19 protein-coding genes are annotated in these 23,593 nt (G+C 66.3%); 10 read left to right on the top strand and 9 right to left on the bottom strand.

The window, feature by feature from the left end:
• Positions 1–6: 6 nt before the first annotated feature.
• Together G6P88_RS04730 and G6P88_RS04725 are read right to left on the bottom strand one after the other, a co-directional pair.
• Entirely contained in the window at positions 7–1,638 is a 1,632-nt protein-coding gene (locus G6P88_RS04730) for an amidohydrolase family protein (RefSeq protein WP_165324901.1), read from the bottom strand.
• A 104-nt stretch (positions 1,639–1,742) separates the two neighbouring features.
• Positions 1,743–4,142, bottom strand: coding sequence for a TonB-dependent receptor (locus tag G6P88_RS04725; protein WP_226946727.1), 2,400 nt, complete (start codon positions 4,140–4,142; stop codon positions 1,743–1,745).
• Positions 4,143–4,812: 670 nt separating this feature from the next.
• Here G6P88_RS04725 and G6P88_RS04720 point away from each other — a divergent pair.
• Positions 4,813–6,009, top strand: a complete 1,197-nt coding sequence (locus tag G6P88_RS04720) for a cytochrome P450 (protein ID WP_165322070.1) — start codon at positions 4,813–4,815, stop codon at positions 6,007–6,009.
• 20 nt (positions 6,010–6,029) lie between these two features.
• Here G6P88_RS04720 and G6P88_RS04715 read toward each other — a convergent pair whose 3' ends face one another.
• The 5 genes from G6P88_RS04715 to hutI form a co-directional block, all read right to left on the bottom strand.
• The gene (locus tag G6P88_RS04715) at positions 6,030–7,397 is read right to left on the bottom strand and encodes a methyl-accepting chemotaxis protein (protein WP_165322069.1); all 1,368 of its coding nucleotides are present in this window, start codon (positions 7,395–7,397) and stop codon (positions 6,030–6,032) included.
• A 91-nt stretch (positions 7,398–7,488) separates the two neighbouring features.
• On the bottom strand, positions 7,489–9,168 hold the full coding sequence (hutU, locus tag G6P88_RS04710) for a urocanate hydratase (protein WP_165322068.1): 1,680 nt from the start codon (positions 9,166–9,168) through the stop codon (positions 7,489–7,491).
• An 11-nt stretch (positions 9,169–9,179) separates the two neighbouring features.
• Positions 9,180–9,986, bottom strand: coding sequence for an N-formylglutamate deformylase (gene hutG / locus G6P88_RS04705; protein WP_165322067.1), 807 nt, complete (start codon positions 9,984–9,986; stop codon positions 9,180–9,182).
• Positions 9,983–11,512, bottom strand: a complete 1,530-nt coding sequence (gene hutH / locus G6P88_RS04700) for a histidine ammonia-lyase (protein WP_165322066.1) — start codon at positions 11,510–11,512, stop codon at positions 9,983–9,985. The genes hutG and hutH overlap by 4 nt, the downstream gene beginning before the upstream one ends.
• On the bottom strand, positions 11,509–12,708 hold the full coding sequence (gene hutI / locus G6P88_RS04695) for an imidazolonepropionase (protein ID WP_165322065.1): 1,200 nt from the start codon (positions 12,706–12,708) through the stop codon (positions 11,509–11,511). The genes hutH and hutI overlap by 4 nt, the downstream gene beginning before the upstream one ends.
• A 71-nt stretch (positions 12,709–12,779) precedes the next feature.
• On the opposite strand from hutI, the gene G6P88_RS04690 reads away from it, so the two are divergent.
• The 8 genes from G6P88_RS04690 (at position 12,780) to G6P88_RS04655 (ending at position 20,010) form a co-directional block, all read left to right on the top strand.
• Positions 12,780–14,126, top strand: a complete 1,347-nt coding sequence (locus G6P88_RS04690; RefSeq protein ID WP_165322064.1) for a formimidoylglutamate deiminase — start codon at positions 12,780–12,782, stop codon at positions 14,124–14,126.
• Positions 14,123–14,824, top strand: a complete 702-nt coding sequence (hutC, locus tag G6P88_RS04685; RefSeq protein WP_165322063.1) for a histidine utilization transcriptional repressor HutC — start codon at positions 14,123–14,125, stop codon at positions 14,822–14,824. The genes G6P88_RS04690 and hutC overlap by 4 nt, the downstream gene beginning before the upstream one ends.
• A 55-nt stretch (positions 14,825–14,879) precedes the next feature.
• Positions 14,880–15,752, top strand: a complete 873-nt coding sequence (ypfJ, locus tag G6P88_RS04680; RefSeq protein ID WP_165322062.1) for a KPN_02809 family neutral zinc metallopeptidase — start codon at positions 14,880–14,882, stop codon at positions 15,750–15,752.
• Entirely contained in the window at positions 15,752–16,513 is a 762-nt protein-coding gene (locus tag G6P88_RS04675) for a histidine phosphatase family protein (protein ID WP_165322061.1), read from the top strand. The genes ypfJ and G6P88_RS04675 overlap by 1 nt, the downstream gene beginning before the upstream one ends.
• Before the next feature lie 19 nt (positions 16,514–16,532).
• Positions 16,533–17,438, top strand: coding sequence for an NAD(P)H-hydrate dehydratase (locus G6P88_RS04670; protein ID WP_165322060.1), 906 nt, complete (start codon positions 16,533–16,535; stop codon positions 17,436–17,438).
• Positions 17,439–17,713: 275 nt separating this feature from the next.
• Positions 17,714–18,475, top strand: coding sequence for a hypothetical protein (locus tag G6P88_RS04665; RefSeq protein ID WP_165322059.1), 762 nt, complete (start codon positions 17,714–17,716; stop codon positions 18,473–18,475).
• A gap of 35 nt (positions 18,476–18,510) precedes the next feature.
• Entirely contained in the window at positions 18,511–19,290 is a 780-nt protein-coding gene (locus G6P88_RS04660) for a hypothetical protein (RefSeq protein WP_165322058.1), read from the top strand.
• A gap of 9 nt (positions 19,291–19,299) precedes the next feature.
• Positions 19,300–20,010: a hypothetical protein gene (locus tag G6P88_RS04655; protein ID WP_206335858.1), complete on the top strand. Its 711-nt coding sequence runs from the start codon at positions 19,300–19,302 to the stop codon at positions 20,008–20,010.
• Between the two features lie 292 nt (positions 20,011–20,302).
• On the opposite strand, the gene lldD is transcribed toward G6P88_RS04655, so the two are convergent.
• A complete protein-coding gene (gene lldD, locus G6P88_RS04650) occupies positions 20,303–21,445 on the bottom strand; it encodes an FMN-dependent L-lactate dehydrogenase LldD (RefSeq protein WP_165322056.1) in 1,143 nt (380 codons plus the stop codon).
• Between the two features lie 87 nt (positions 21,446–21,532).
• Positions 21,533–22,108 carry a nitroreductase family protein gene (locus tag G6P88_RS04645; RefSeq protein WP_425594474.1) on the bottom strand — a complete coding sequence of 192 codons (576 nt, stop codon included), beginning with the start codon at positions 22,106–22,108 and terminating at the stop codon, positions 21,533–21,535.
• Positions 22,109–22,260: 152 nt separating this feature from the next.
• Between G6P88_RS04645 and G6P88_RS04640 the strand changes: the two genes are divergently transcribed.
• Positions 22,261–23,574, top strand: coding sequence for an ammonium transporter (locus G6P88_RS04640; RefSeq protein WP_345719195.1), 1,314 nt, complete (start codon positions 22,261–22,263; stop codon positions 23,572–23,574).
• Positions 23,575–23,593 lie beyond the last annotated feature (19 nt).

Below are 23,593 nucleotides of genomic sequence, written 5' to 3'. Positions count from 1 at the left end.
GACGGCTCATGGGTGCGGGAGGCCCGTTTCAGGCATGCCCATGCGCCGTTTCTCGGAAGCGACCATCTCGGCCACGTCGGCGAGCAGCTGCTTCGCGTCGTAGACGACGCCGTCCTTGACCGTGTAGCTGACGCCGCCGACCCGCTCGAGCTTCTGCGTGCTCTCGTTCAGGCGCAGCGCGCCCGTGCCGTAGAGCGTCTTGAAGTTCTGCAGCGGGTTTTCCTTGAGGATCACGAGATCGGCGAGCTTGCCGACGCGGACGGTGCCGATCGGCGGGACCGGCTGGCCCTTCGGCTCGTACAGCGTCAGCGCGCCGTTCAGCGTCGCCGCCATAAGAACCTGGCTCGGATTGAACCCTGCTTCCTGAAGCATCTCGAGCTCCTGGACATAGCCGAAGCCATAGGGCTCGAAGATGAAGCCCGAGTCCGAGCCTGTCGTCACGCGGCCGCCGATATTCTTGTAGTCGTTCAGCAGGCGCATGAACTTGTCGTAGAATTTGCGCCACTTCACCTCGGTGGCGAGTGTCCAGTCGTAGAAGTAGGAGCCGTGGTTCTCACGCGACGACTGATAGAAGCCCCACAACTGTGGCATGGTATATTTATCATGCCAATCGGCGTTGCGAGCACGCATCAGGTCGCGGCCGGCGGCATAGATCGTCATGGTCGGGTCGAAGGTGACCTTGTTCGCCTTCTGCTTTTCCAGATAGTCCCACCATTCGGGCGAGCCGGGCTCGACGCTCTCGTCGCCCAGATTGGCGACGTCGCCGAAGCGGTCCTGCTCGTCGGCATAATTATAATCATGCCGCCAGTTCTGGACCTGCCCGTTCTTGAGCATGGATTCGAAGTGGCCGTAGAAGTGGGTGACCGTGCCGAGGCCGGCCTCGCCCGCCTGGACGGCGTTCATGCGACCCACGCCGATCTGCGACAGGTGGGCGACGGTGCCGAGCTTGGTCTTCTTTGCCTCGTCCATGATCGCGGCCATGACTTCGGGCGGCTGGTCCTCGCTGTCGAGGATCTTGATGCCGTCGATGCCCTGCTTGGCGGCCCACTGGACCCAGGCGCGCGCCTTTTCGGGCGTATTCACTCGCCCGCCGGTCCAGCCCTTGCCCTGGCCGGGCCGCTGATAGGCGAAGATGCGCGGGGCCGCGATCTCGTTGCGGGCCGAGCGGGCGCGCTCGCTCAGTGAAATCTCGAACGGTGCAAGGTCGACGCCGCGGACCGTGGTGACGCCATGGGCCAGCCACAGCTTGTAGGAATAGGACAGGTCGGGCGCCTTGTCCGAGGTCGATCCATGGACGTGCATGTCGACAAAGCCCGGCGTCACAAACATGCCGGTCGCGTCGATCTCATAATCGAAGTCGCGCGGCTCGCGGCCCTGCTTGAGCGGCAGGCCGGGCGTGCCGGCCGGCAGGATGTCCGCGATGACATTCTTCTCGACGACGATGTCGACCGGGCCGCGCGGCGGCGCGCCCGAACCGTCGATCAGGGTGACGCCGCGGATGACCATCTTGTTGAACGGGCCCGCGCCCTCGCCCTGCTTGCGCGCAGGCGCCGGGTTGGCACCAGCCCGCGGCTTGACGGCTTCGACCTTGCCGGGGGCCGGGTCCTGTGCCGCCAGATTGCCGGCAGCCACCATCATCGTGCCGCCCAGAAGCGCGAGCACGGTCCTCTTACCGATCTTCATCTCTAATCCCCTCTTGTCGTTCGAAGGTGGGGCGCGGGCTCCGGGCCCGCGCCCTGCCGTCAGAAGCGCTTCGTGACGTTGACGCCGAAGGTACGGGGCGGCGCGCTGAAGGTATTGGTCAGGCCGCCCGTGTTCGCCGACGAACTCGAGCTGTTGATCGCCGTGTCGTCGAACAGGTTGTTGATGTAGAAATAGAGGCCCCAGTCGTTGTCGGGCTGCTGCACGCCGAAGCGCAGATTGGCCATCTCGTGGGCCGGGATCAGCCGGCGATAGATGTCGGCCGGGGACAGCGTGCTGTACGACCTGCCGACATGGCTCGCGTCGAAGCGGGCGATCGCTTCCATGTCGTCGTTGAGCTCGTGCGTATATTCCGCCGCGATGCCGGCCGTGATCTTCGGAATGAAGGCCAGGCGATTGCCCTTGCGGCCGGTGGCCGTGACGATCGTGCTGATCTGATCCTCCGACAGCTTGGCATCGGTATAGCCAAGGTTGCCGCTCACCGAGAAATTGCTGGTGATGTCGGCGGTGAGCTCGGCTTCCGCGCCCCAGATGCGCGCCGCGCCGGCATTGGCAATCAGGCCGAACACCGAACCGGTGCCGGTGGTGCGCGCCGAAACCTGGAGATTATCCCAGTCGATGCGATAGCCGGCGAGGTTGAAATAGATGCCGCGGGCGAGCTTCGTCTTCGCACCCAGCTCATAGTTCCAGATGCTGTCCGACGAATAGCCCGCGAGGGCTGCCGGAAGGCCGATCACCTGGTTGACGCCGCCGGGACGGAAGCCCTGCGCCGCCTGGGCATAGAACAACAGGTCGGGATTGGCCTGCCATGCCAGGTTGAACTTGTAGATGAAGCCATCTTCCTTGTTCTTGGCTTCGGTATAGGGTGTGACCACCGACGAATAATGGATCTGGCCGACGTCGATCTTTCCGCCGACGCGCTTGCGGAAGTCATAATAGCGCGTGCCGGCGGTAAACGTCAGCTGGTCGAAGAACTTGTAGCTGAGTTCGACATAGGCTGCCTTCTGCTTCAGATAGTCGAAGATGGTGCGGTCATAGGCGAGCGCGGTCGGATCATCGACGTCGTAGAGCGAACCGGTTGCCGGATTGGCGGTGAGAAGCGTCGAACGGACGACGGTCTTGCGGTCTTCCAGGAACAGGCCGGCCGTCCACTGGAAGGGGCTCTCGTTGTTCGAGCTGACGCGCAGTTCGTTGACCCAGTTCTTCACGCTCTGCGGCTGATAGAGCGAGGACTGCTGGATGGCGCGCGTCGCCGGCAGGTAGCTGGCGAGTTGCGCGTCGGTGCAGGTGCCTGCGTTGCGTAGCAGATATTGGCGGCAGCCGGCGGCCGTGTCGCGGCCGTTGAAGGTATCGCCGACGTCGGAGACGGCGACGCGGTCACGGTCGAAATAGGAGGTCACGCCGACGAGGGTGAAGCCGTCGAACTCATAATGCAGCGTGCCGTTGTAGATCCGGTTCTCGTCGTAATTGCCGGCGCGGGCACGGGCGGAGGTCACATATTTCCGGCCGAGGATAGCCGAGGGTTCGAGGCGCCAGCCCGGGCTCTGCGTGCTGACCTTTTCGTAGAAGGCCGCAAGGTCGATGGTCAGGCGCTCGCTCGGCGTGAAACGGACCAGGGCGCGTCCGCCGGCCGCATAGCCGTCGTTGATGTCCTTGTCGTTGCGCAGGAACGGATCGCCGGCCGGGGTGCTGTCGATGACGTTCTTCGCGGTCGGATCGCTGGCGAGGATGACATTGTCCACATAGCCAGCGAACTTGTTGTAATAGCCGACGAAACGCACCGCGAGTTTGTCTTCGATGATGGGCAGGTTGACCATCGCGTCGATCGAATAGCCTTCCTTGCCGCCCTCGACGGTCGACAGATTGGCGCTCACGGCACCCTCGACCTTATCCGAGCGGGGCTTCTCGAAGATGACGCGGAGCGTACCGCCCATTGAGCCCGACCCGAACAGCGTGCCCTGCGGACCCCGGAGGACCTCGGCGCGCTCGACGTCGAACAGGCGGAAATCGGGCGTAGTGCCGGCTGCGTCCGAACTGGTCGAAACCGAACCCGAAACCGGGGTTTCGTCATAATAGACACCGACCGTGGGTTCGCCCGAAGACTGGATACCGCGGATGAGAACGCGGCGCTGGCCGGGGCCGCTGTCGACGATGCGCAGCGAAGGTGCGTTGCGCGTCAGGTCGGTGAAGCTCGACGAGCCGGCAGCGGCGAGCGCTTCGCCCGAAGTGGCCGAGATCGCCAGCGGCGTCTCCTGGAGGCGTGTGTTGCGGCGGAGCGCAGTGACGACGATATCCGCGCTGTCGATGGCCTCGGACGCCGTCGTGGCGGTGTCGCTGCCTGACTGCGCGAGCGCTGCGCCCGGTGACGCCATCAGCGTACCTGCCAGCAGAAATACCCGGAACAACGGGACGCGCGTCTTCGCTTCGAGAATCGTCGTCATGATCGGTCTTCCCCTTTTCTGATTAGGCCTTCCGGGCCCTCCCGCCCGGTCGGCCCGCACCGACTTTCTGCGGTCAGCCTATGACGAGTTCTCCCGAAGGTGCTTGGTTTGTTTTCGGCTGAAAGAGAATAATATGACGAATATGGTCAAATATGCCGCAGGATATTCGATAATCGAATTTCTGCTGAAAATGTTGATTCGGTGGCAAAGATGTAAGTAGGCCGATGAATATTCTGGATATACTATATCATTCCGTATCATCTGCGCCGGAATGTGGGTGGTCTTGCATTTTTACGAATGAGAAAGTTGGAGAATATTGTTCGGCGGCTTCATAGTCGAGCACGCCAAAAGAGCCACGTTCATCGCTTATTCAGCCAGACGCCGTGCATCCACATGATCCATTCATATGTATATATATGTTGAGCGCGCAGTATCCGCCGCAGCGCCATTGAGGCAGTGCTGGTCCTATTCGTGCGGCAGTGGCTGGATCTGCGAAATATTATGTGAATATTGCTGTGCTTTGTGACATGGCTGCTGCATTCACGCTGCTGGTAGCTGATGCTCAGGCTGCGACGGCGGGCTGTCCTTAGTCACAGATGCAAAGGGAACAGCGCTGACCGATTGTCACGGTGGGGCGCGACCTTTGCCGACGCCCAGGGAGAGAGACGCAATGGGTGCACCGCCCGGGATAACCGCCGACCGGATCGTGGATTTCGACATCTTCAATCCGCCGGGAGGCGAGCGGGACTATTTCGCGGCATGGCAGGGCCTTGCCCGTCCGGATGGACCAGGGCTGCTATGGACCACGGCGAATGGCGGGCACTGGATCGCGACGCGTGGCGAGCTGGTCCGTAGCCTCTGGGCGGACAGCGAACGGCTGTCGAGCGACGTCCTTGCGGTGACGCCGGGCCTTGGCGAGGTGATGAAGTTCATTCCCCTGCAGCAGGACCCGCCCGAGCATGGGCCCTATCGGATGTCGGTGATGAAGGGGCTCGCCTCGCGCTATGTGGTCGCGCTCGAGCCCAAGGTCGCCGAGGTGACGCGTGAACTGATCGCGACGATCAAGCCCGCCGGCGCCTGCGAGTTCGTCGAGGAATTCGCCGAGATATTGCCGCTGCACATCTTCCTGACGCTGATCGATGTTCCCCTGTCCGACCGGCCACGCCTGCGCGCTCTGGGCGCGCAGCTGACCCGCCCCGACGGTTCGATGACGGTCGAGCAGTTGCGCGACGCTGCCGACGAATATCTGCGTCCCTTCATCGAGGCGCGCATGGCCAATCCGGGCGAGGACCTGTTCAGCCGGATATTCGTCGCGGGTGTCGACGGCCGGCCGTGGACCATGGATGATGCGCGGCGCATGTGCCGCAATCTGCTATTCGGCGGCCTCGATACGGTCGTCGCGATGATCGGCATGATAACGCTCCATCTGGCGCGCCATCCGCAGGATCAGGCTTTCCTGCGCGCCCATCCGGAATTGCTGCCCCAGGCTGCGGACGAACTGATGCGCCGCTACCCGACCGTGTCGGTCAGCCGAAACGCCGTCGTCGACATGGACGTCGACGGGGTCCGCATCCGCGCGGGGGACATCGTTTATCTGCCGAGCGTGTTGCACAATCTCGACCCCGCCAGCTTCGACGCGCCCGAAGAGGTCCGCTACGACCGTGCGCTCAATCCGACGCGGCATACCACGCTGGGCGCGGGCGCGCATCGCTGCGTCGGCGCGGGGCTGGCGCGCATGGAGGTCATCGTGTTCCTGCGCGAATGGCTCGCCAACATGCCCGACATCCGGCTCGATCCCGACAAGCCCGTGCTGATGAAGGGCGGCAATGTCGGGGCCTGCACCGCGCTCCCGCTGGTCTGGAACTGACGCCCGGCGCAGCGGGCGGTTCAGTCCGCGAAACGCGCGGCGAAATCATGGGCGGTGCTTTCCAGCCGCCCAAGCTCGTCGTCGACATCCCTGAAGCCAGTGGCCACCGCGTCGATCTCGCTGGCCACCGCTTCGGTGTCGGCGCGGATCGCGGCAATGGTCGAGGACATGGAATCGGCGGACAGCGCGGTCTCGTCGACGGCGGTCGTTATGGTCGTCACGGTCTTTGCCTGCTCGTCCATTGCCTGGCGGATACGGCCCGCGAGCCGTTCGACTTCGCCCACAGTAGTACGGATCGATCCGTTTGCGTCCAGCGCCCGCCGCGCGGCGGATTGGATGGCATCGATTTTCCGGGCGATGTCGTCAGTGGCGCGCGCGGTCTGGCTGGCAAGATCCTTGACCTCCTGCGCAACCACCGCAAAGCCGCGCCCGGCATCGCCGGCCCGGGCGGCTTCTATGGTGGCGTTGAGCGCCAGGAGATTGGTCTGTCCCGCGACGTCGCGGATGAGGCCAAGGATGGACTCGATCGCCCGCGCGTGCGTCGACAGGGCCTCCGATACGGCGACGGCGTCCGCCGACTGGTCCGCTGCCCGCGTCGCCACGCTCGCCGCGACATCGACCTCCCGGCGTGCGTCGGCGATCGCGCGAATGAGCCCCGCCGCAGTGACTGCCGCCTGACGCATCGCACCGGCCGACTGCTCCGATGCCGCAGCCACCTCGGACGCCTTGCTCAGCATGCCGCGCGCCGCCGATGCCGTCGCGCCGGTCTGCTTGCTCAGCGAGCGCGATCGGACGCGCGTGGTCGAGAGAATGTCGCCGATGTCGGTCCGAAAGGCCTCGCTGGCGGATTCCCGCGCCGCGAGCGAGCGCTTCTGCCGGACGGCATTGTCGTAGGAGAGGGTCAATTCCAGCTCGATGCCGCCAAGCATGTTGATGCTGCGCTGCGCGAACAGGACGAATCCGGGATCATCGGCAAAGCGCTCCGCGATGCGATCGACCGCCAGATGCGTCTCGCCATACATGTTCATGAGGAAGACGGGCGGTGCCACCTGCAGCCGATGGATGAACTTGGCCGTCTGGTTGAGGATCCGCATCCATTCGAGATCGATCGGACGGGTGTAGAGAAAGCGGCGCCGCTCGACGAGATCGGCGACGTCGAACGACAGGCTTTCGTCCTCGCGCTTATCGCGCAACACACGGAGCACCGGCTCCCAATGGAGGCGGGCCGCGTCGAGGATGATGTCCGATGCGCGCTCCCACACCGCCGCCAACCGCTGCCGCAGCTGGCCGCCGGCATTATAGGTCGCGATCCGGTCCCTAAAATCCTCGTCCGTCAGTGCCTTGGATTGCACGTCCTTCACGGAACGCGGAACGGCCGCCAGGTCCATGGCCTTCTCCTCTCGGGGTGGGCAATGGGCCTTTGAGGGTTAACCAAAAGCAAATGTTACGGAAGCGTTGCGACAATAGGAGGCCGTTACCCTAGCGTAATGGTCGGTCCATTATGCCCGGCAGGTCCAGCCCCCGCGCACGCGCACAATCGAGCGCGATGTCATAGCCCGCATCGGCATGACGCATCACCCCCGTGGCCGGGTCGTTCCAGAGGACCCGCTCAAGGCGGCGTGCGGCCGCCTCGCTCCCGTCGGCGACGATCACCATCCCCGAATGCTGCGAATAGCCCATGCCGACTCCCCCGCCATGGTGCAGCGAGACCCAGGTCGCGCCCGAAGCGGTGTTGAGCAGCGCGTTCAGGAGCGGCCAGTCCGACACGGCATCGCTGCCGTCGCGCATCGCCTCGGTTTCGCGATTGGGGCTGGCAACCGATCCGCTGTCGAGATGATCGCGGCCGATCACCACGGGCGCCTTAAGTTCGCCGCTGGCGACCATTGCGTTGAACGCTAGGCCGAGCCGGTGCCGGTCGCCCAAGCCCACCCAGCAGATCCGCGCGGGCAGGCCCTGGAAGTGGATGCGCTCGCGCGCCATGTCGAGCCAGCGGTGGAGATGCGCGTCGTCGGGGAGCAGCTCCTTCACCTTGGCGTCGGTCTTCCAGATGTCCTCCGGATCGCCCGACAGCGCCGCCCAGCGGAACGGGCCGACACCCCTGCAGAAGAGCGGACGGATATAGGCGGGCACGAAGCCGGGGAAGTCGAACGCGTTGTCGACGCCCTCGTCTTTCGCCATCTGCCGGATGTTGTTGCCATAGTCCGTGGTCGGTACGCCCGCCGCCTGGAAGTCGAGCATCGCACGGACATGGGTGGCCATCGATGCCTTGGCGGCCCTGGCGACCACCTCCGGCTCGCGTTCGCGGCGCTCGATCCATTCGGCGACGGTCCAGCCGGCGGGCAGATAGCCATTGACCGGATCATGGGCCGAGGTCTGGTCGGTCAGCAGATCGGGCCGGATGCCGCGGCGGTAAAGTTCCGGCAGCAGTTCGGCGGCATTGCCGAGCAGACCGACCGACAATGGGGCCCGCGCGGCGCAGCTCTCCTCGATCATCGCCATCGCTTCGTCGATCGTCTCGGCGGCGCGGTCGAGATAGCCGGTGCGCAGGCGCATCTCGATCCGGCTCGGCTGGCATTCGATCGCGAGGCAGGACGCACCCGCCATCACCGCGGCCAGCGGCTGCGCGCCACCCATGCCGCCGAGACCTGCGGTCAGCAGCCAGCGACCCGACAGGTCGCCGCCACAATGCTGGCGCCCCATTTCGACGAAGGTCTCGTAGGTGCCCTGAACGATGCCCTGGGTACCGATATAGATCCAGCTGCCGGCGGTCATCTGGCCGTACATCGCCAGCCCCTTGCGATCGAGCTCGGCGAAATGCTCCCAGGTCGCCCATTTCGGCACGAGGTTGGAATTGGCGATCAGCACGCGCGGCGCGTCGGCGTGAGTCCGGAATACGCCGACCGGCTTGCCCGACTGAATCAGCAGCGTCTGGTCGTCTTCCAGCCGCCGCAGCGTCTCGACGATCCGGTCATAGCTCTCCCAGTCGCGCGCCGCCCGGCCGATCCCGCCATAGACGACCAGCTCCTCGGGCCGCTCGGCGACGTCCGGGTGAAGGTTGTTCATCAGCATCCGCAGCGGCGCTTCGGTCAGCCAGCTTTTGGCCGAAAGAGTGGTGCCGGTGGCGGGGCGGATGGTGCGGCTGTTGTCGAGACGGGTCATGGCTCTTCCGTTCAGCGGGTGCGGGCGAAGTCGAGGCAGGCGGTCAGCACCTGCCGGAGCGTATCGATGGTCGCTGCCTTGGGCGCGAAGGGCGCTGGCCAGTTGTCGGGATCGGGAGCCTCCGGCTCTTGCAGATAGCCGCGCATCGACAACTCCATCTGGATCGCATGGACATGGTCCTGCGGCCGCCCATGATGGCGCGTCGTCCAGCCGCCCCGGAAGCGACCGTCGACGACATGGCTTTCGCCGCTGGCGGCCACCACTGCCGTAACGGCGTCGCGCAAGGCGCTGGCGCAGCTCATGCCGGTGTTGGTGCCGATGTTGAACAGCGGCAGCTCGCCATCGAACAGGCGGGGCATATGGCTGAGGATCGAATGCGCGTCGTACAGCACTACCTGTCCGTGCCGTGAGCGCAGGCGGTCGATCTCGGTTTCCAGCGCCTGATGATAGGGTTCGAAGAAGCGGCGCCGGCGCTCTTCTATGTCCGCTTCGTCCGGCCCGCCGTCGCGATAGAGGTGCTCGCCGGCGAAGGTCGTCGTGGGGCAGAGCTCGGTCGTGGTCATGCCGGGGTAGAGCGACGCCCCCGAAGGGTCGCGGTTGACGTCGATCACGCTGCGCGAAATCCGCGTGCGGATGGTCGTCGCGCCGAGTTCGCCCGCAAAGCCATAGACGCGGTCGATCCACCAATCGGCGTCCTTGCGCGCCAGCCAGGGCGAGACGAAGCGCGGTTCATAGTCGGCGGGAATGTCGGTGCCGCTGTGCGGAAAGGCCACGATCAGGGGCGCCTCGCCGCGGTCGATCTCCAGCCAGCCGGTCATGCGATCCCCGGCAGGTCGGATGCGGCAGCGGCAACCACGGCACCCGAGCGGACAAGGGCATTGGCCGCCTCCATGTCGGGATGGAAATGGCGGTCGTCCTCCAGCGTCGGCACCTGCGCCCGCAACAGCCGGCGGACCGCTTCCAGCGCTTCGCTGGAGACAAGCGGCTGGTGGAAGTCGCAGCCTTGCGCGGCCGCCAGAAGTTCGATCCCCACCACGGCCTGCGCATTGGCGGCCATGTCGAGCAGCCGCCGCGCGCCATGGGCTGCCATCGAGACATGGTCCTCCTGATTGGCGGAGGTCGGCAGCGAATCCACGCTGGCGGGGGTGGCGCGCTGCTTGTTCTCCGACACCAGCGCAGCCGCCGTCACCTGCGGGATCATGAAGCCCGAATTGAGCCCGGGCTTCGGCGTGAGGAAGGCGGGCAGACCCGACAGCGCCGGATCGACCAGCATCGCGATGCGGCGCTCGGTGATCGACCCGATCTCGCATATGGCGAGCGCGATCATGTCGGCGGCGAAGGCGACGGGCTCGGCGTGGAAATTGCCGCCGGACAGCGCCTCGTCGGTATCGGGGAAGATCAGCGGATTGTCGGTGACGCCATTGGCTTCGGTCTCCAGCGTGCCGGCGGCATGGCGCAGCATGTCGAGCACCGCGCCCATCACCTGCGGCTGGCAGCGCAGGCAATAGGGATCCTGCACGCGTGCGTCATTGTCGAGGTGGCTGGCCCGTATCGCCGACCCGGCCATCAGCCCGCGCAGCGTCGCGGCGACCTCGATCTGGCCCGGCTGGCGGCGCAGCTGGTGGATGCGGTCGTCGAACGGCGTGTCCGAGCCTTTCGCGGCCTCGGTCGCCAGCGCGCCCGTCACCAGCGCCGACTGGAACAGCGTTTCCGTCTCGAACAGCCCGGCCAGCGCGTTGGCGGTGGAGAATTGCGTGCCGTTGAGCAGCGCGAGCCCTTCCTTGGGGCCAAGTGTCAGCGGGTTCAGCCCGGCCTTGGCCAGCGCTCCCGCCGCGGTCAGCGTCTGGCCCGCAATCTCGATATGGCCCACGCCGATCATCGCGGCCGCCATATGTGCGAGCGGGGCGAGGTCGCCGCTGGCGCCGACCGACCCCTGTGCCGGCACGACCGGCGTGAGGCCCGCGAACAGCATCGCTTCCAGCAGCCGGACCGTCTCGGGCCGGACGCCCGATGCGCCCTGCGCGAGGCTGGCGAGCTTGAGCGCCATCATCAGCCGCACGATTGGCGCGGGGGAGGGGGCGCCTGTTCCCGCCGCATGGCTCAGCACGATGTTGCGCTGGAGCGTGGCGAGATCCTCGTCGCCGATCTTGACGCTGGCGAGCTTACCGAAGCCGGTGTTCAGGCCATAGACGGGCTTGTGCTGGGCGATGATCCGCTCGACGGCGGCCGCGCTGGCCTTGATCGCGTCGAGCGAGGCGGGGTCCAGCGTGGGCATCGCGCCGCGATAGATGGCGCGCCAGTCGGCCAGCGATACCGCGCCGGGCTTCAAGAAAATCCTGTTCATAATCCCTTCCACACGCGGTCGTGGAGAGGGTTGTCCCCCATCCGATAGACCAGTTCGGCCAGACGCTCGACATTCCAGATGGCGAGGTCGCATTGCTTGCCCGCCTCCAGCGTGCCGGTTCGTCCGTGCAGGCCCAGCGCCCGCGCCGCGTTGCGCGTCACCCCGACCAGGCATTCCTCGACCGTCAGCCGGAACAGCGTCGCCCCCATGTTCATCGCCAGCAGGAGCGAGGTCAGCGGCGAGGTGCCGGGGTTGCAGTCGGTCGCGAGCGCGATCGGTACGCCCGCCGCGCGCAGCGCTGCGACCGGCGGCTTGCGCTCCTCGCGAGTGAAATAGAAGGCGCCGGGAAGGAGCGTCGCGACGGTACCCGCGCGCGCCATTGCGGCGATGCCGTCGTCGTCCAGATATTCTAGATGGTCGGCCGACAGTGCGCCGGCTTCGGCCGCCAGCCGGGCGCCATGAAGGTTGGAGAGTTGCTCGGCGTGCAGCTTGACCGGCAGGCCCGCCTTGCGCGCGGCATCGAACACGCGCTGCGTCTGGTAGGGGGTGAAGCCGATCCCCTCGCAAAAGGCGTCGACCGCGTCGGCCAGCTCGGCTTCGGCCGCAGCCGGGATCATCTGCGTGCAGACCAGATCGACGTAGCCGTCCGCATCGTCGCGATATTCGGGCGGCAGCGCATGGGCGCCGAGCAGCGTCGTCCGCACGGTGATCGCCCGCGCGGTCCCGATCCGGCGGGCCGCGCGCAACATGCGCAGTTCTGTCTCGAGATCCAGCCCATAGCCCGACTTGATCTCGACCGTCGTCACCCCCTCGGCGATCAGTCTGTCGATGCGGGGCAGGGCGCCCTCCAGCAGTCCATCCTCGTCGGTCGCGCGCGTCGCCGCCATGGTCGAGACGATGCCGCCGCCGGCGCGCGCGATCTCTTCGTAGGACGCACCCTTCAGGCGCAGCTCGAATTCATGCGCGCGGTTGCCGGCGTGGACGATGTGGGTGTGGCAGTCGATCAGGCCGGGCGTGATCCAGCGGCCGCCGCAGTCGGTCGCCTCGACCGGGTCGAAGCGGGGAGCGTCTGCCGCCGGTCCGGCATAGAGGATGTCGCCGTCGCGCGCGGCCACGACGCCGTCATCGACGACGCCCAACCCGGCGCCGGCCATCGTCGCCAGCCGCGCCTGTTTCCAAAGACGGTCGCACCGCATGTTTCGAGTCTCCGCCATCATCATTGCACCGGCTTTCAATAATGTATAGACATTATCGAAGGAGGGCCGGGATGGCGGACAGGCACTTTCATTTCGGCCAGGCGCTGCTGCCCGACGGATGGGCCGACGACGTGCGCGTTGCCGTCAGCGATACGGGCTGGATCGAGCAAGTCCGGGCCGGTCAGCCTGCCGAAGCGGGTGATGAGCGCGCGGCCGTTGCCTTGCCAGGATTGCCCAACCTCCACAGCCACGCCTTCCAGCGCGGCATGGCGGGGCTCGCCGAGGTCGCGGGGCACGGCCCCGACAGCTTCTGGACCTGGCGCGAGCTGATGTACCGCTTCGTCGGCCGGATGACGCCCGATCAGCTGCTCGCGATCGCCGCCATGGCCTATGTCGAGATGCTGGAGACGGGCTTCACCCGCGTCGGCGAGTTTCACTATCTCCACCATGACCGCGATGGCGCGGCCTATGCCGACCCGGCGACGATGAGCCGCGCGATCGTCGAGGCGGCGCGCGAGAGCGGTATCGCGCTGACCCATCTTCCGGTCTTCTACGCCCATGGCGGGTTCGGTGCGCAACCGGCGGGCGAGGCGCAGCGGCGTTTCCTCCACAATGTCGACGGCTTCGCCCGGCTGGTCGAGGCGCTTGGGCCCGTCGTCGCCGACCTGCCCGACGCGGTGCTGGGCGTGGCGCCGCACAGCCTGCGCGCGACGACCGGGGAGCAATTGCGCGCCGTCGCGGCGCTGAGCCCCGGCCCGATCCACATCCACATCGCCGAACAGGAAAAGGAGGTCGCGGACTGCCTCGCCTGGAGCGGAGCGCGACCGGTCGACTGGCTGCTCGACCATGCGCCCGTCGGTCCCGACTGGTGCCTCGTGCATGCGACCCATGTCACGCCCGGCGAGGCGCGGCGGATGCGCGAGGCGGGCGTCGTCGCGGGGCTCTGCCCGATCACCGAAGCCAATCTGGGGGACGGCATCTTTCCGGCCGAGCATTTCGGCGGGGCGATCGGGATCGGATCGGATTCCAACGTGCTGGTTGATGCGACCGAGGAATTGCGGCTGCTCGAATATGGCCAGCGTCTGGTTCGGCGGCGCCGCAACCTGTTCGCCGAAGCCGGCGGATCGACCGGCGGCGCGCTGTACCGCACGGCGCTGGCCGGGGGCGGGCAGGCGCTGGGTGCCGTCAGCGCGATCGCCGAAGGCCCGGCCGATTTCGTCACGCTCGACATGGCGCATGTCTCGCTGGCGGGCCGGCGCGGCGATGCCATCCTCGACGGGCTGATCTTCGCCGCCGGTTCGCGTGCGATCGACGGGGTCTGGCGACGCGGGCGGCAGGTCGTTAGGGGCGGTCGCCATGTCGAGCGGGATCGCATCGCCGCCCGCTATCGCCGCACGCTGGAGGACCTGCTCGCATGAAGCGCATCTCGATCCATGATCGCATCCGGCAGGAGATCGAGGAGCGCATCATGTCGGGCCTGTGGGAGGCGGGACATCGCCTGCCGCCCGAACATGAGCTGATGACGACCTACGGTTGTTCGCGCATGACCGTGCACAAGGCGATCGACGGCCTCGTCGACCGGGGATTGATCGAGCGCCGCAAGCGCGCCGGGAGCTTCGTCGCAGCCCCCACCGCGCACCGCGCCGCGCTGGAAATCCCCGACGTCTCGGTCGAGATCGCCGCGCGGGGGCAGGTCCATCGGCTGGGCCTGATCGAGCGCGTCGAGCGCGAGGCCGACGCGCTCGACCGCGAGCGGCTGGGCGTCGAGGGCGGGGCGGTGCTGTGGCTGCGCTGCCTGCACCGCGCGGATGAGCGGCCCTTCGCGCTGGAGGAGCGGCTGATCAGCCTCGATGCGGTGCCGGCGGCTCGCTCGGTGGACTTTGCGAGTGAAAGCCCCGGCCGCTGGCTGCTGGGCCATGTACCCTGGACCGACGCGCGCCACCGGATCAGCGCCATCGCCGCCAAGCAGCCCGTGGCCGAGCGACTGGGCGTCCCGCTCGGCTCGCCCTGTCTCTCGGTCGAACGCTGGACGTGGCGCAACGACGCGCGGATCACCTGGGTCAGGCTGACCTATCCGGGCGACCGTTACGCGCTGGAGGCCGGCTTCCTCGCCTGAACGCCTGCGCGCAACCATTAGGCGCGCGGCGCATTGTTCTGCGACGGAGGCAGGCATGCGGCTCGACGACGAAAGCGAAAGCAGCAATTTCGAGATACGATCGGGCGGCGGCGGGGGCTTCGGGCTTCCGATCGGCATTCCACTCGGGCGGGGTGGGCTTGGCTGCGGCTCGCTGGTGGTCATCCTGATCATATCGATGGTGCTGGGCGTGAACCCGCTCTCGCTGCTCGGCGGATCGGGTCAGGTCGCGCCGACGAGCGAGCGCAGCGTGCCGGGCGCGGCCCCGGCTGAGAAGACGCCGGTGATGAGCCAGTCGCTCAAGATCCTCGGCTCGACCGAGCGCGTCTGGGGCCGCCTGTTCGAAGCGCAGGGCGCGACCTATCGGCCGACGAAGCTGATCTTCTATTCGGGCGGCACGCAGGCGGGCTGCGGCTTCGCCAACGCGTCGGCCGGCCCCTTCTATTGCCCGGCGGACAGCCGCATCTATCTCGACACCGCCTTCTTCGACGAACTCGCCAACCGCTTCGGTGCCCCCGGAGACTTCGCGCAGGCCTATGTCATCGCCCATGAAGTCGGGCACCATATACAGGCGCTGGAAGGCACGCTCGGTCAGGTCCAGCGCGCGCAACGGCAGCTGAGCGAGCGTGAAGGCAATGCGCTGCAGGTGAAGGTCGAGCTGCAGGCGGATTGCTATGCCGGCGTCTGGGCCGCGCAGGACCGCAACCTGCTCGAACCCGGCGATGCCGAGGCCGGCCTGCGCGCGGCGGCGGCGGTCGGCGACGACACGCTGCAAAAGGCGTCGCAGGGCGAGGTCGTCCCCGAAGCCTTCACCCATGGCAGCGCCGCCGAACGCCAGGCCTGGCTCAAGCGCGGCCTTGCCAGCGGCGATCCCGCGCAGTGCGACACCTTCGGCGGGACCCTGCGCTGATGCAGCGCTGGCCCGACCGTCTGTGGCTCGTCCGGCACGGCCAGAGCGCGGGCAACGTCGCGCGCGACGCCGCGCATGAGGCCGAGATGGACCGAATCGCGATCCATGGCCGCGACGTCGACGTGCCGCTGAGTGCGCTGGGCGAGCGCCAGGCCGATGCGCTCGGTCACTGGTTCCGCATGGCCGCTGCTGACGAACGCCCCGACGTGCTGCTGTCCTCGCCCTATCGTCGCGCGATGCAGACCGCGCGCCGCTTCCGGCAGGCGGGCGGCGCCGAGCCCGACGAAGCGATCTGCATGGACGAGCGGCTGCGCGAGAAGGAGTTCGGCATCCTCGACGGCCTGACGACGCGCGGCATCGGCAGCGTCCATCCCGAACAGGCCGAGTTTCGCAGGCTGATGGGCAAATTCTATCACCGGCCGCCGGGTGGCGAGAGCTGGTGCGATGTCATCCTGCGGCTGCGATCGGTGCTCGACACCATCTCGCTCCATTATGCCGGGCGGCGCGTGATGATCTTCGCGCATCAGGTCGTCGTGCTCTGCCTGCGCTACATCATCGAAAATCTCGACGAGGCGGAGATATTGGCGATCGACCGCGAGGCCGATGTCGCCAATTGCTCGATCACCGAATATCGCTTCGACGCGCACGCGGGGCGAAACGGCAATCTCGTCCTGACGCGCTACAACGTCACCGCGCCGATCGAGCGCGAGGCGGCACCGGTGACGCGCGAGCCCGACCCGATAATGGGCGCCAGAGGATGACGGAGCGGATGACGGAGCGATGACGGGCACCGAGCCCCTCGACGCCGGCTGGCTGGCGGCGCACCCGCTGCCCGATCATCATGCGGGTACCGACAAGAATGCGCGCGGCCGGGTGCTCCTGATCGGCGGCAGCATGTTCGTGCCCGGCGCGCTCGCGCTGACCGGCGAGGCGGTGCTGCGCAGCGGGGCCGGCAAGCTCCAGGTCGCCACGGTCGATGCCGCCGCCATGGCGCTGGGCGTGCGCATCCCCGAAGCCGCGATGATCGCGCTGCCCACCGACGAGGAGGGCGAGATCGACCCGGCGGCGGTCGCTCGGCTGGAGAAACCGGCGCGCCATGCCGACACGCTGCTGATCGGCCCCGGCATGGTGAGCAAGCCCAGCGCCGCCGCCCTGATCGAAGGGCTGCTCGACCTGCTGGAGCCCGAACAGTCGGTCGTCCTCGATGCCGCCGCGATCTCCTGCGCGAACGGCATGCACGCGCTGGTGGGACGAAGGGCGGGCCGGGTGATCATGACGCCGCACCATGGCGAAATGGCGAGCCTCAGCGGTCGCGACGTCGAGGACATCGCCAGCGACCCGCTGGAAAGCGCGCAGGAGATCGCGAAGCGCTACGCCTCTATCGTCGTGCTCAAGGCGGCTGAGACGCTGATCGTGTCCCCCGACCGCACCCCGCTCCTCTATCGCGGCGGAGGCGTGGGCCTCGCGACCGGCGGATCGGGCGACGTCCTGGCCGGCATCATCGCGGGACTGGCGGCCCAGGGCACCGACCCCTTCGATGCCGCCGCCTGGGGCGTGTGGCTCCACGGAGAAGCCGGCCGCCGCGCCGCCGAACGCCATGGCGCGATCGGCTTTCTGGCGCGCGATCTGCCGGTGGAGGTGCCGAGGTTGCGCGAGGAGGCTGGCGCGGCGGATCTTCAGGGGTGAACCGGATAGTCAAAGACCGGGACATCTCTGCCATTCGCTGGCGACGTGGCGAACGGCGGGCCGTAGTAGATGCTGACGTTCAGCGATCGCACCCCGGATCTCATGGGCCGACTGAGATCGGCCGCATGCGCCTCGGCAGCTTTCAGATGCAAGCTGAGCGATAGCTGGCGTTCTCAAGGTGGCAAAAACTGACCCACGTAGGGATTGCAAGGTGGTTGGGCCGCTTGCCATGAGCCGTCATCCGGCGTTCGGGGCGGCGATGTTGGAGGTGACGGATGGAAGAAGACGACCGGTGGGGCATCTGGGTCGATGTCGAGGGCTTCAGCAACCTGTGGAGTGCCGGCGACCTTGCGGCGCGCGGCCTAAACCAACTCATGCGGCTGATCTTCGCAATTGGTCGAGAGTGCTATCCGCGCGAGCCGGAGCGACTGTTCGCGCATCAGACGGGGGACGCCTTCTACATCGCTAGCTCGTTTCACGAGCGGAATCTCGACCGCTGTGCCTCAATCGCGATTGCCCTGATGCGCGGCGCGACGGAGGTCGAATGCGTTTCTCGGGCGGCGATCTCGGAGGGACCGCTTGCCGACTATTCTGGTACTCGCCCGCGCGAAATCCAAGACGCCTGCGTGCAGGGCGGCGATCAGGACGTGGTGTCGCTTGGCGAGGGTGTGATGACCTTGCAGAGCGTGATGGGACAGGGGCTCATCAACGCGGTTACCCTCGACAAGATCGCTTCGAACGCAGCCTGCAAGGGCTCCCTCCTTCTCATCAGCACAGAGATAGCGCGACGACTGTCGCCGGGTTTTGTGGTTCGCACTCTCCGAGCGGTTCCGGAGGTTTCGGCGATCGACTGGGTCCATTCGACCTCGCCGCTGCTAAACGCTATCGAGGCGGCGATCGGCGCCGCACCGTCTTCGCCGGCCGACATCGAGGTCCGTCTTAGAAGCTACATTGCGCGGCATGGGCTGAAATCGTCTTGGAGTGACCCGACGCTCGAATATGCGGGGTTGCCGTACGGGGTGCACGCGATACCGTAACATTCTGCGTGGCCGGACGGAGGGAGGAAGGCAGATTGAGCATCTACAACAGTGATCGGTTCCTAAAGGAGCTCAAGGAGCGCCCGGAGAACTTCTACATCATCCACTACTCTTGCGAGAGTCTTTACGACGAGAACGAAGCTCTTTCGCCCAAGATCACTTCAATCGCGGTAACGCATTATGCGACCGAGCAGACTGTCAGCTTCTCCACGCACGCGATCGCGGAGGAACTGCACATTGCACGCGAGCAGGTGCGGGATAGGTTCGACGAGATTGAGAAGAAACTCCTCTCCGACTTTTACGAGTTCGTCCGGGATCGCCGCGACAGGCATTGGGTTCACTGGAATATGCGAAACCTCACCTTCGGCTTCGAGCATCTGGAACATCGCTACCGGGTGCTTGGGGGACTCAACGCGCCCGTTATACCGGTCGAGCGGCGCTTGAACCTCAACGACCTCCTAGCCGATCGCTATGGCGGAAAATACGCGCCGCATCCTAAGATGAAGTCGCTCTGGGACCTGAATGGCGGTGTCCACCGGCACTTTCTCGATGGGAAAGAGGAGATTCAGGCGTTCCAGAACAACGAGTTCATCAGGATGCATAACTCCACGCTAGCAAAGGTGGGATTTTACTTCAGCGTAATAAAGAAACTGGTTAGCGGGAAGCTGCATACCGCGTCCCGTGGCTGGGGAGTTGCTCTTGACCGCATCTTTGAGAGCCGTACGGCAAAAACGGTTGGACTGTTCGGCACGACCGTGACGATTGGCGTCGGCATCTGGCAGGCGGGTATCTGGTTCGGAATAATCAAAGGCTAAGGAGCAACGATGGGCCGGCCTCAGCATTATAGCCTTGAGATCGCCACGCGTTGCCAGCGCTTGATCGAGCAACTGAACGACAAGGTCGGCGAAGATCGTCGCCTAGTCGACGAATGGGGCGGACCATTGCGCACCACGTTCTTGCTCGCGATGTCGACCCCGATGCTGGTTCTGCCAATGGAGCGACTTTTTCGGCCTCTATTTGGCAAAGGTGGCGTGGCCAGCGATCTCGAACTCGATCCGATTCTCGCTTCACGCGTAAACGATACCTTTGGTCATGACCGTGCTTTCGGAGAAGCGTCGTTTTTTGTCCCCGATAGCTGGGCCTACGTCGCGGCGACCGACATATTTCCGGTAGCTAAGACATGGCCTCAAGAAAAATTCGCCGCGCTCTCTGCGCCTGAGGCGATGATTGCAGCGGCTTCCGCTCCTGCAGCTGACGTCCTAGAATGCTTGCGAAACGCATTATCTCATGGCGGAATTGCTTATCTCGATGTGAATGGCCAGCAGACAGACGACGCGACGGATATGCTGGCTTTTGTCGCCAGAACGCGTGACCGGAAGGCGCTTCAGCTCCTGCGAATCTCGGTCGATGGCTATCAGCAATTCTTGCGCTGCTGGAGTAACTGGCTAAGCGAGCGCCAAGTTGAGCATGGCCTAGCCGAGGAGGGACCTGGCTGGTTCAACCTAGACCGCGCTGAACCGCTAAATGGAAGCTGAAGCTCATTATCTCGTGCGCACGCGGCCGTCTCACTGGCCGATAAACAATAGCAAGTTTCGGGTTTTCAGTTCGGATGCTGGAGGAAGGCACCGGGGCAGGTTGCAGCTTGCCAGGTTGATGTCCGCCTAACGGCGAAACATGGCGCAAGCCGACGTTGTCGCACCTCCCGACGAATTGCATATGTTGGTCGGCAAACGACACAGTGTTCGTCGCACCGCAGGTCTGCTCTCGCGCTCATTCAAAGGACAGCAGAAGTTCCGCATTCAAAGCGGTTGTTTATATGGTCACCGCCTATTCCACCAAAATCGACCCATCTATCTCCCCCACCGACGTCGCCCCCGTCAGCGACATCGCCACGCGCATCTCGGCCTCGATCAGGCGCAGGACATGCGCGACGCCCGCCTGTCCGCCGCCGGCCAGCGCGTAGACCCAGGCGCGGCCCAGCAGCACCGTGCGGGCGCCCAGCGCCAGCAGCCGGACCACGTCGAGACCTGAGCGGACGCCGCCATCGGCCAGGAGGATAAGGTCGTCGCCCACCGCGTCGGCGATCGGGGGCAAAGCGCGGGCGGTGGACAGGACGCCGTCTAGCTGTCGCCCGCCATGGTTCGAGACGATGATAGCGTCGACGCCGTTGCGGGCGGCTTCGCGGGCGTCCTCCGGGTCCAATATCCCCTTGAGGATGATCGGGCCGTCCCAGAGCGAGCGGACGAAATCGAGGTCGGTCCAGCTGATCCCCGGATCGAAATTGGACCCGACCCAGGCGAGGAAATCCTCGATCCCGCTCTTGCCCGCCAGCACCGGCGCGACATTGCCCAGATGATGGGGCCGGCCGTGGATGCCGACGTCCCAGGCCCAGCCGGGTCGCGCCATGCCCTGCATCAGGCGGCGCAGCTTTCCGAGCGGACCGGCGGCACCGGCGAGGCCGCTGCGATAGTCGCGGTAGCGGGTGCCGGGGACGGGCATGTCGACGGTGAACACCAGCGCCGAGCAGCGCGCCTCGCGGGCCTTCGCGATCAGGTCGCGCATGAAGGCGCGGTCGCGGATCATGTAGAGCTGGAACCAGAAGGGCCGGGTGGTGCCGCGCGCGACCTCGTCGATCGCGCAGGCGGAGACGGTCGACAGGGTGAAGGGGATGCCGGCGGCCTCGGCCGCGCGGGCGGCCTGGACCTCGCCGCGCCGCGCGGTCAGGCCGGCGAGGCCGATCGGGGCGAGGGCGACTGGGAAGGCGAGTTTCTGGCCGAACAGCTCGGTGGACAGGTCGAGGCGGGATACGTCGCGCAGCACGCGCTGGCGCAGCGCGATCGCCTCCAGATCGGCGACGTTGCGGCGCAGGGTGACTTCGGCATAGGCGCCGCCGTCGATATATTCGAACAGGAAATGGGGCAGGCGCCGCTGGGCGATCCGCCGATAATCCGATGCTGCCGCCGCCTTCATCCGAGCCTCCGTCTCATGGGGGCGGTGATAGCGGCGGCGAGCATCCCCCGCCATGCCCCATGATGGGGGAGACGGGGGAGGGGGCGATCAGGCGGGGAAGTTGCCGGCGATGGCTATCTGCGAGAGCGGCAGGCGGTCGCTCGGGGCCTCGCGCTCGCGCAACTGTTCCGGAAGCACCTCGGGATCGCCCTGGCGTCCGATCGCGGCGGCCGCTTCGATCCGATAGTCGTCGGGCACGCCGAGTTCGGTCTTGATCGCGTCGAAGTCGATGCCGGTCATGCCATGGGCCCGCAGGCCGAGATGCTCGGCCTGCAGCGCGAGCGACATCCAGGCGGCGCCGGTGTCGAAGCTGTGGCTGTGCGACGGCTTGCCGTGCGAGGTGGTGGCGGACAGGAAGAAGACGAGCAGGCCGGACGTCTCGGCCCAGCTCTGGTTGAACGGAACCAGCAGCTTCAGGAAACGGTCCCAATTGGCGTCGCCGCGCTCGGCATAGAGCAGGCGCCAGGGCTGCGCGTTGAAGGCGGAGGGGGCCCAGCGCGCGGCTTCGAACAGGGCGTCGCGATCTGCGGCATCGATCGACGATCCGTCGAAGGCGCGCGGCGACCAGCGGTTGACGAACTGGTCATGGACTTTGGCTTCGGTGCTACGGCCGGTCATCTGCATTCTCCCGGAAATCTGCGGTCGTTGCGAGGGCTATACGCTTTTGCGGCGCAGCACCATCACAGGGTTGGAAACGATGCGTTGCGGAATCGGGTTGCGCGGCGTTTCGACAGGCGGCAAAGCGCCGCGCAGATCAGAACAGGCGGGGGATGCCGATGGTTATGGGACGCAGGCTGCGCGGCCTTGGTGCTGCGGTTGCGATGGGCTGGGCGGTCAGCGCGCAGGCGGCCGAACTGTTCATCGACCCGGTCATCCGCCCCGACAGCGGCGACACCGCCTTCATCATCGTCGCCTCCGCACTGGTGCTGTTCATGACCTTGCCGGGGCTCGCCCTCTTCTATGGCGGCCTCGTCCGGTCGAAGAATTTCCTGTCGGTGCTGATGCAGTGCTTCGCGATTGCGGCGCTGATCTCGCTGCTGTGGCTGTTCGGCGGCTACAGCCTCGCCTTCGCAGCCGGCACGCCGTGGATCGGCGACCTGTCGGGCGTCGGCCTGTCGGGCATGGACGGGGTGCGCAGCGGGCTGACCATCCCGGAGAACATCTTCGCGCTCTACCAGATGATGTTCGCGATCATCACGCCCGCGCTCGTCATCGGCGCCTTTCCGGAGCGGGTCCGCTTCGGCTGGGTCATGCTCTTCTCGGCGGCGTGGCTGCTGCTCGTCTACATCCCGTCGGCGCACTGGATATGGGGCGGCGGCTGGATGGCGGGGCTCGGCGTGCTCGACTTCGCGGGTGGCATCGTCGTCCACACGACGGCGGGCATTTCCGCGCTCGTCATCGCGCTGATGATCGGTCGCCGTCGCGGCTTTCCGCAGACGATGATCCCGCCGCACAGCCCGGCGATGACGATGATCGGCGCCGGGATGCTGTGGGTCGGATGGTTCGGCTTCAACGGCGGATCGGCGCTCGCGGCCGGAGCGGCTGCGGGCAATGCGCTGCTGTCGACCCATCTGGCGGCCTCGGCGGCGGCGCTCGCCTGGGCGCTGCTCGAGAAGATCAAGATCGGCAAGCCGACCTCGGTGGGCCTCGTCACCGGCGCAGTTGCGGGGCTGGCGACGGTCACGCCGGCCGCGGGCTATATCTCGCCGATCGGCGGGGTGGTGTGCGGGATCGTCGGTGCCCTGATCTGCTTCTACGCGGTGCTCGCGGTCAAGCAACGCTGGAAGGTCGACGACTCGCTCGACGTGTTCGCGGTTCATGGCGTCGGCGGCATGACCGGCTCGCTGCTGCTCGCCCCGCTTGCCACCACGGCGCTGGGCGGCGTCGGCCTTGCCGAGGGCCGGACGATCGTGGACCAACTGGGCGCTCAGGCGCTGGGCGTCGGGGTGACGGCGATCTGGTCGGCGGTCGCCACCGTCATCATTGCGAAGCTGGCGGCGCTGGTCGTGCCGATGCGCGTCGATGCAGAGGCCGAGCATGACGGGCTCGACCTGTCGAGCCATGGCGAGCGCGCCTACGAGTTCGACTGAGCCTTTCGGGCGCCGCCGC

Origin of the sequence: Rhizorhabdus phycosphaerae, assembly GCF_011044255.1 — a bacterium.
Classification (GTDB): Bacteria; Pseudomonadota; Alphaproteobacteria; order Sphingomonadales; family Sphingomonadaceae; genus Rhizorhabdus; species Rhizorhabdus phycosphaerae.
Note: the sequence above shows the minus strand (reverse complement) of the source record. Positions and strands in the feature narration are given on the sequence as shown.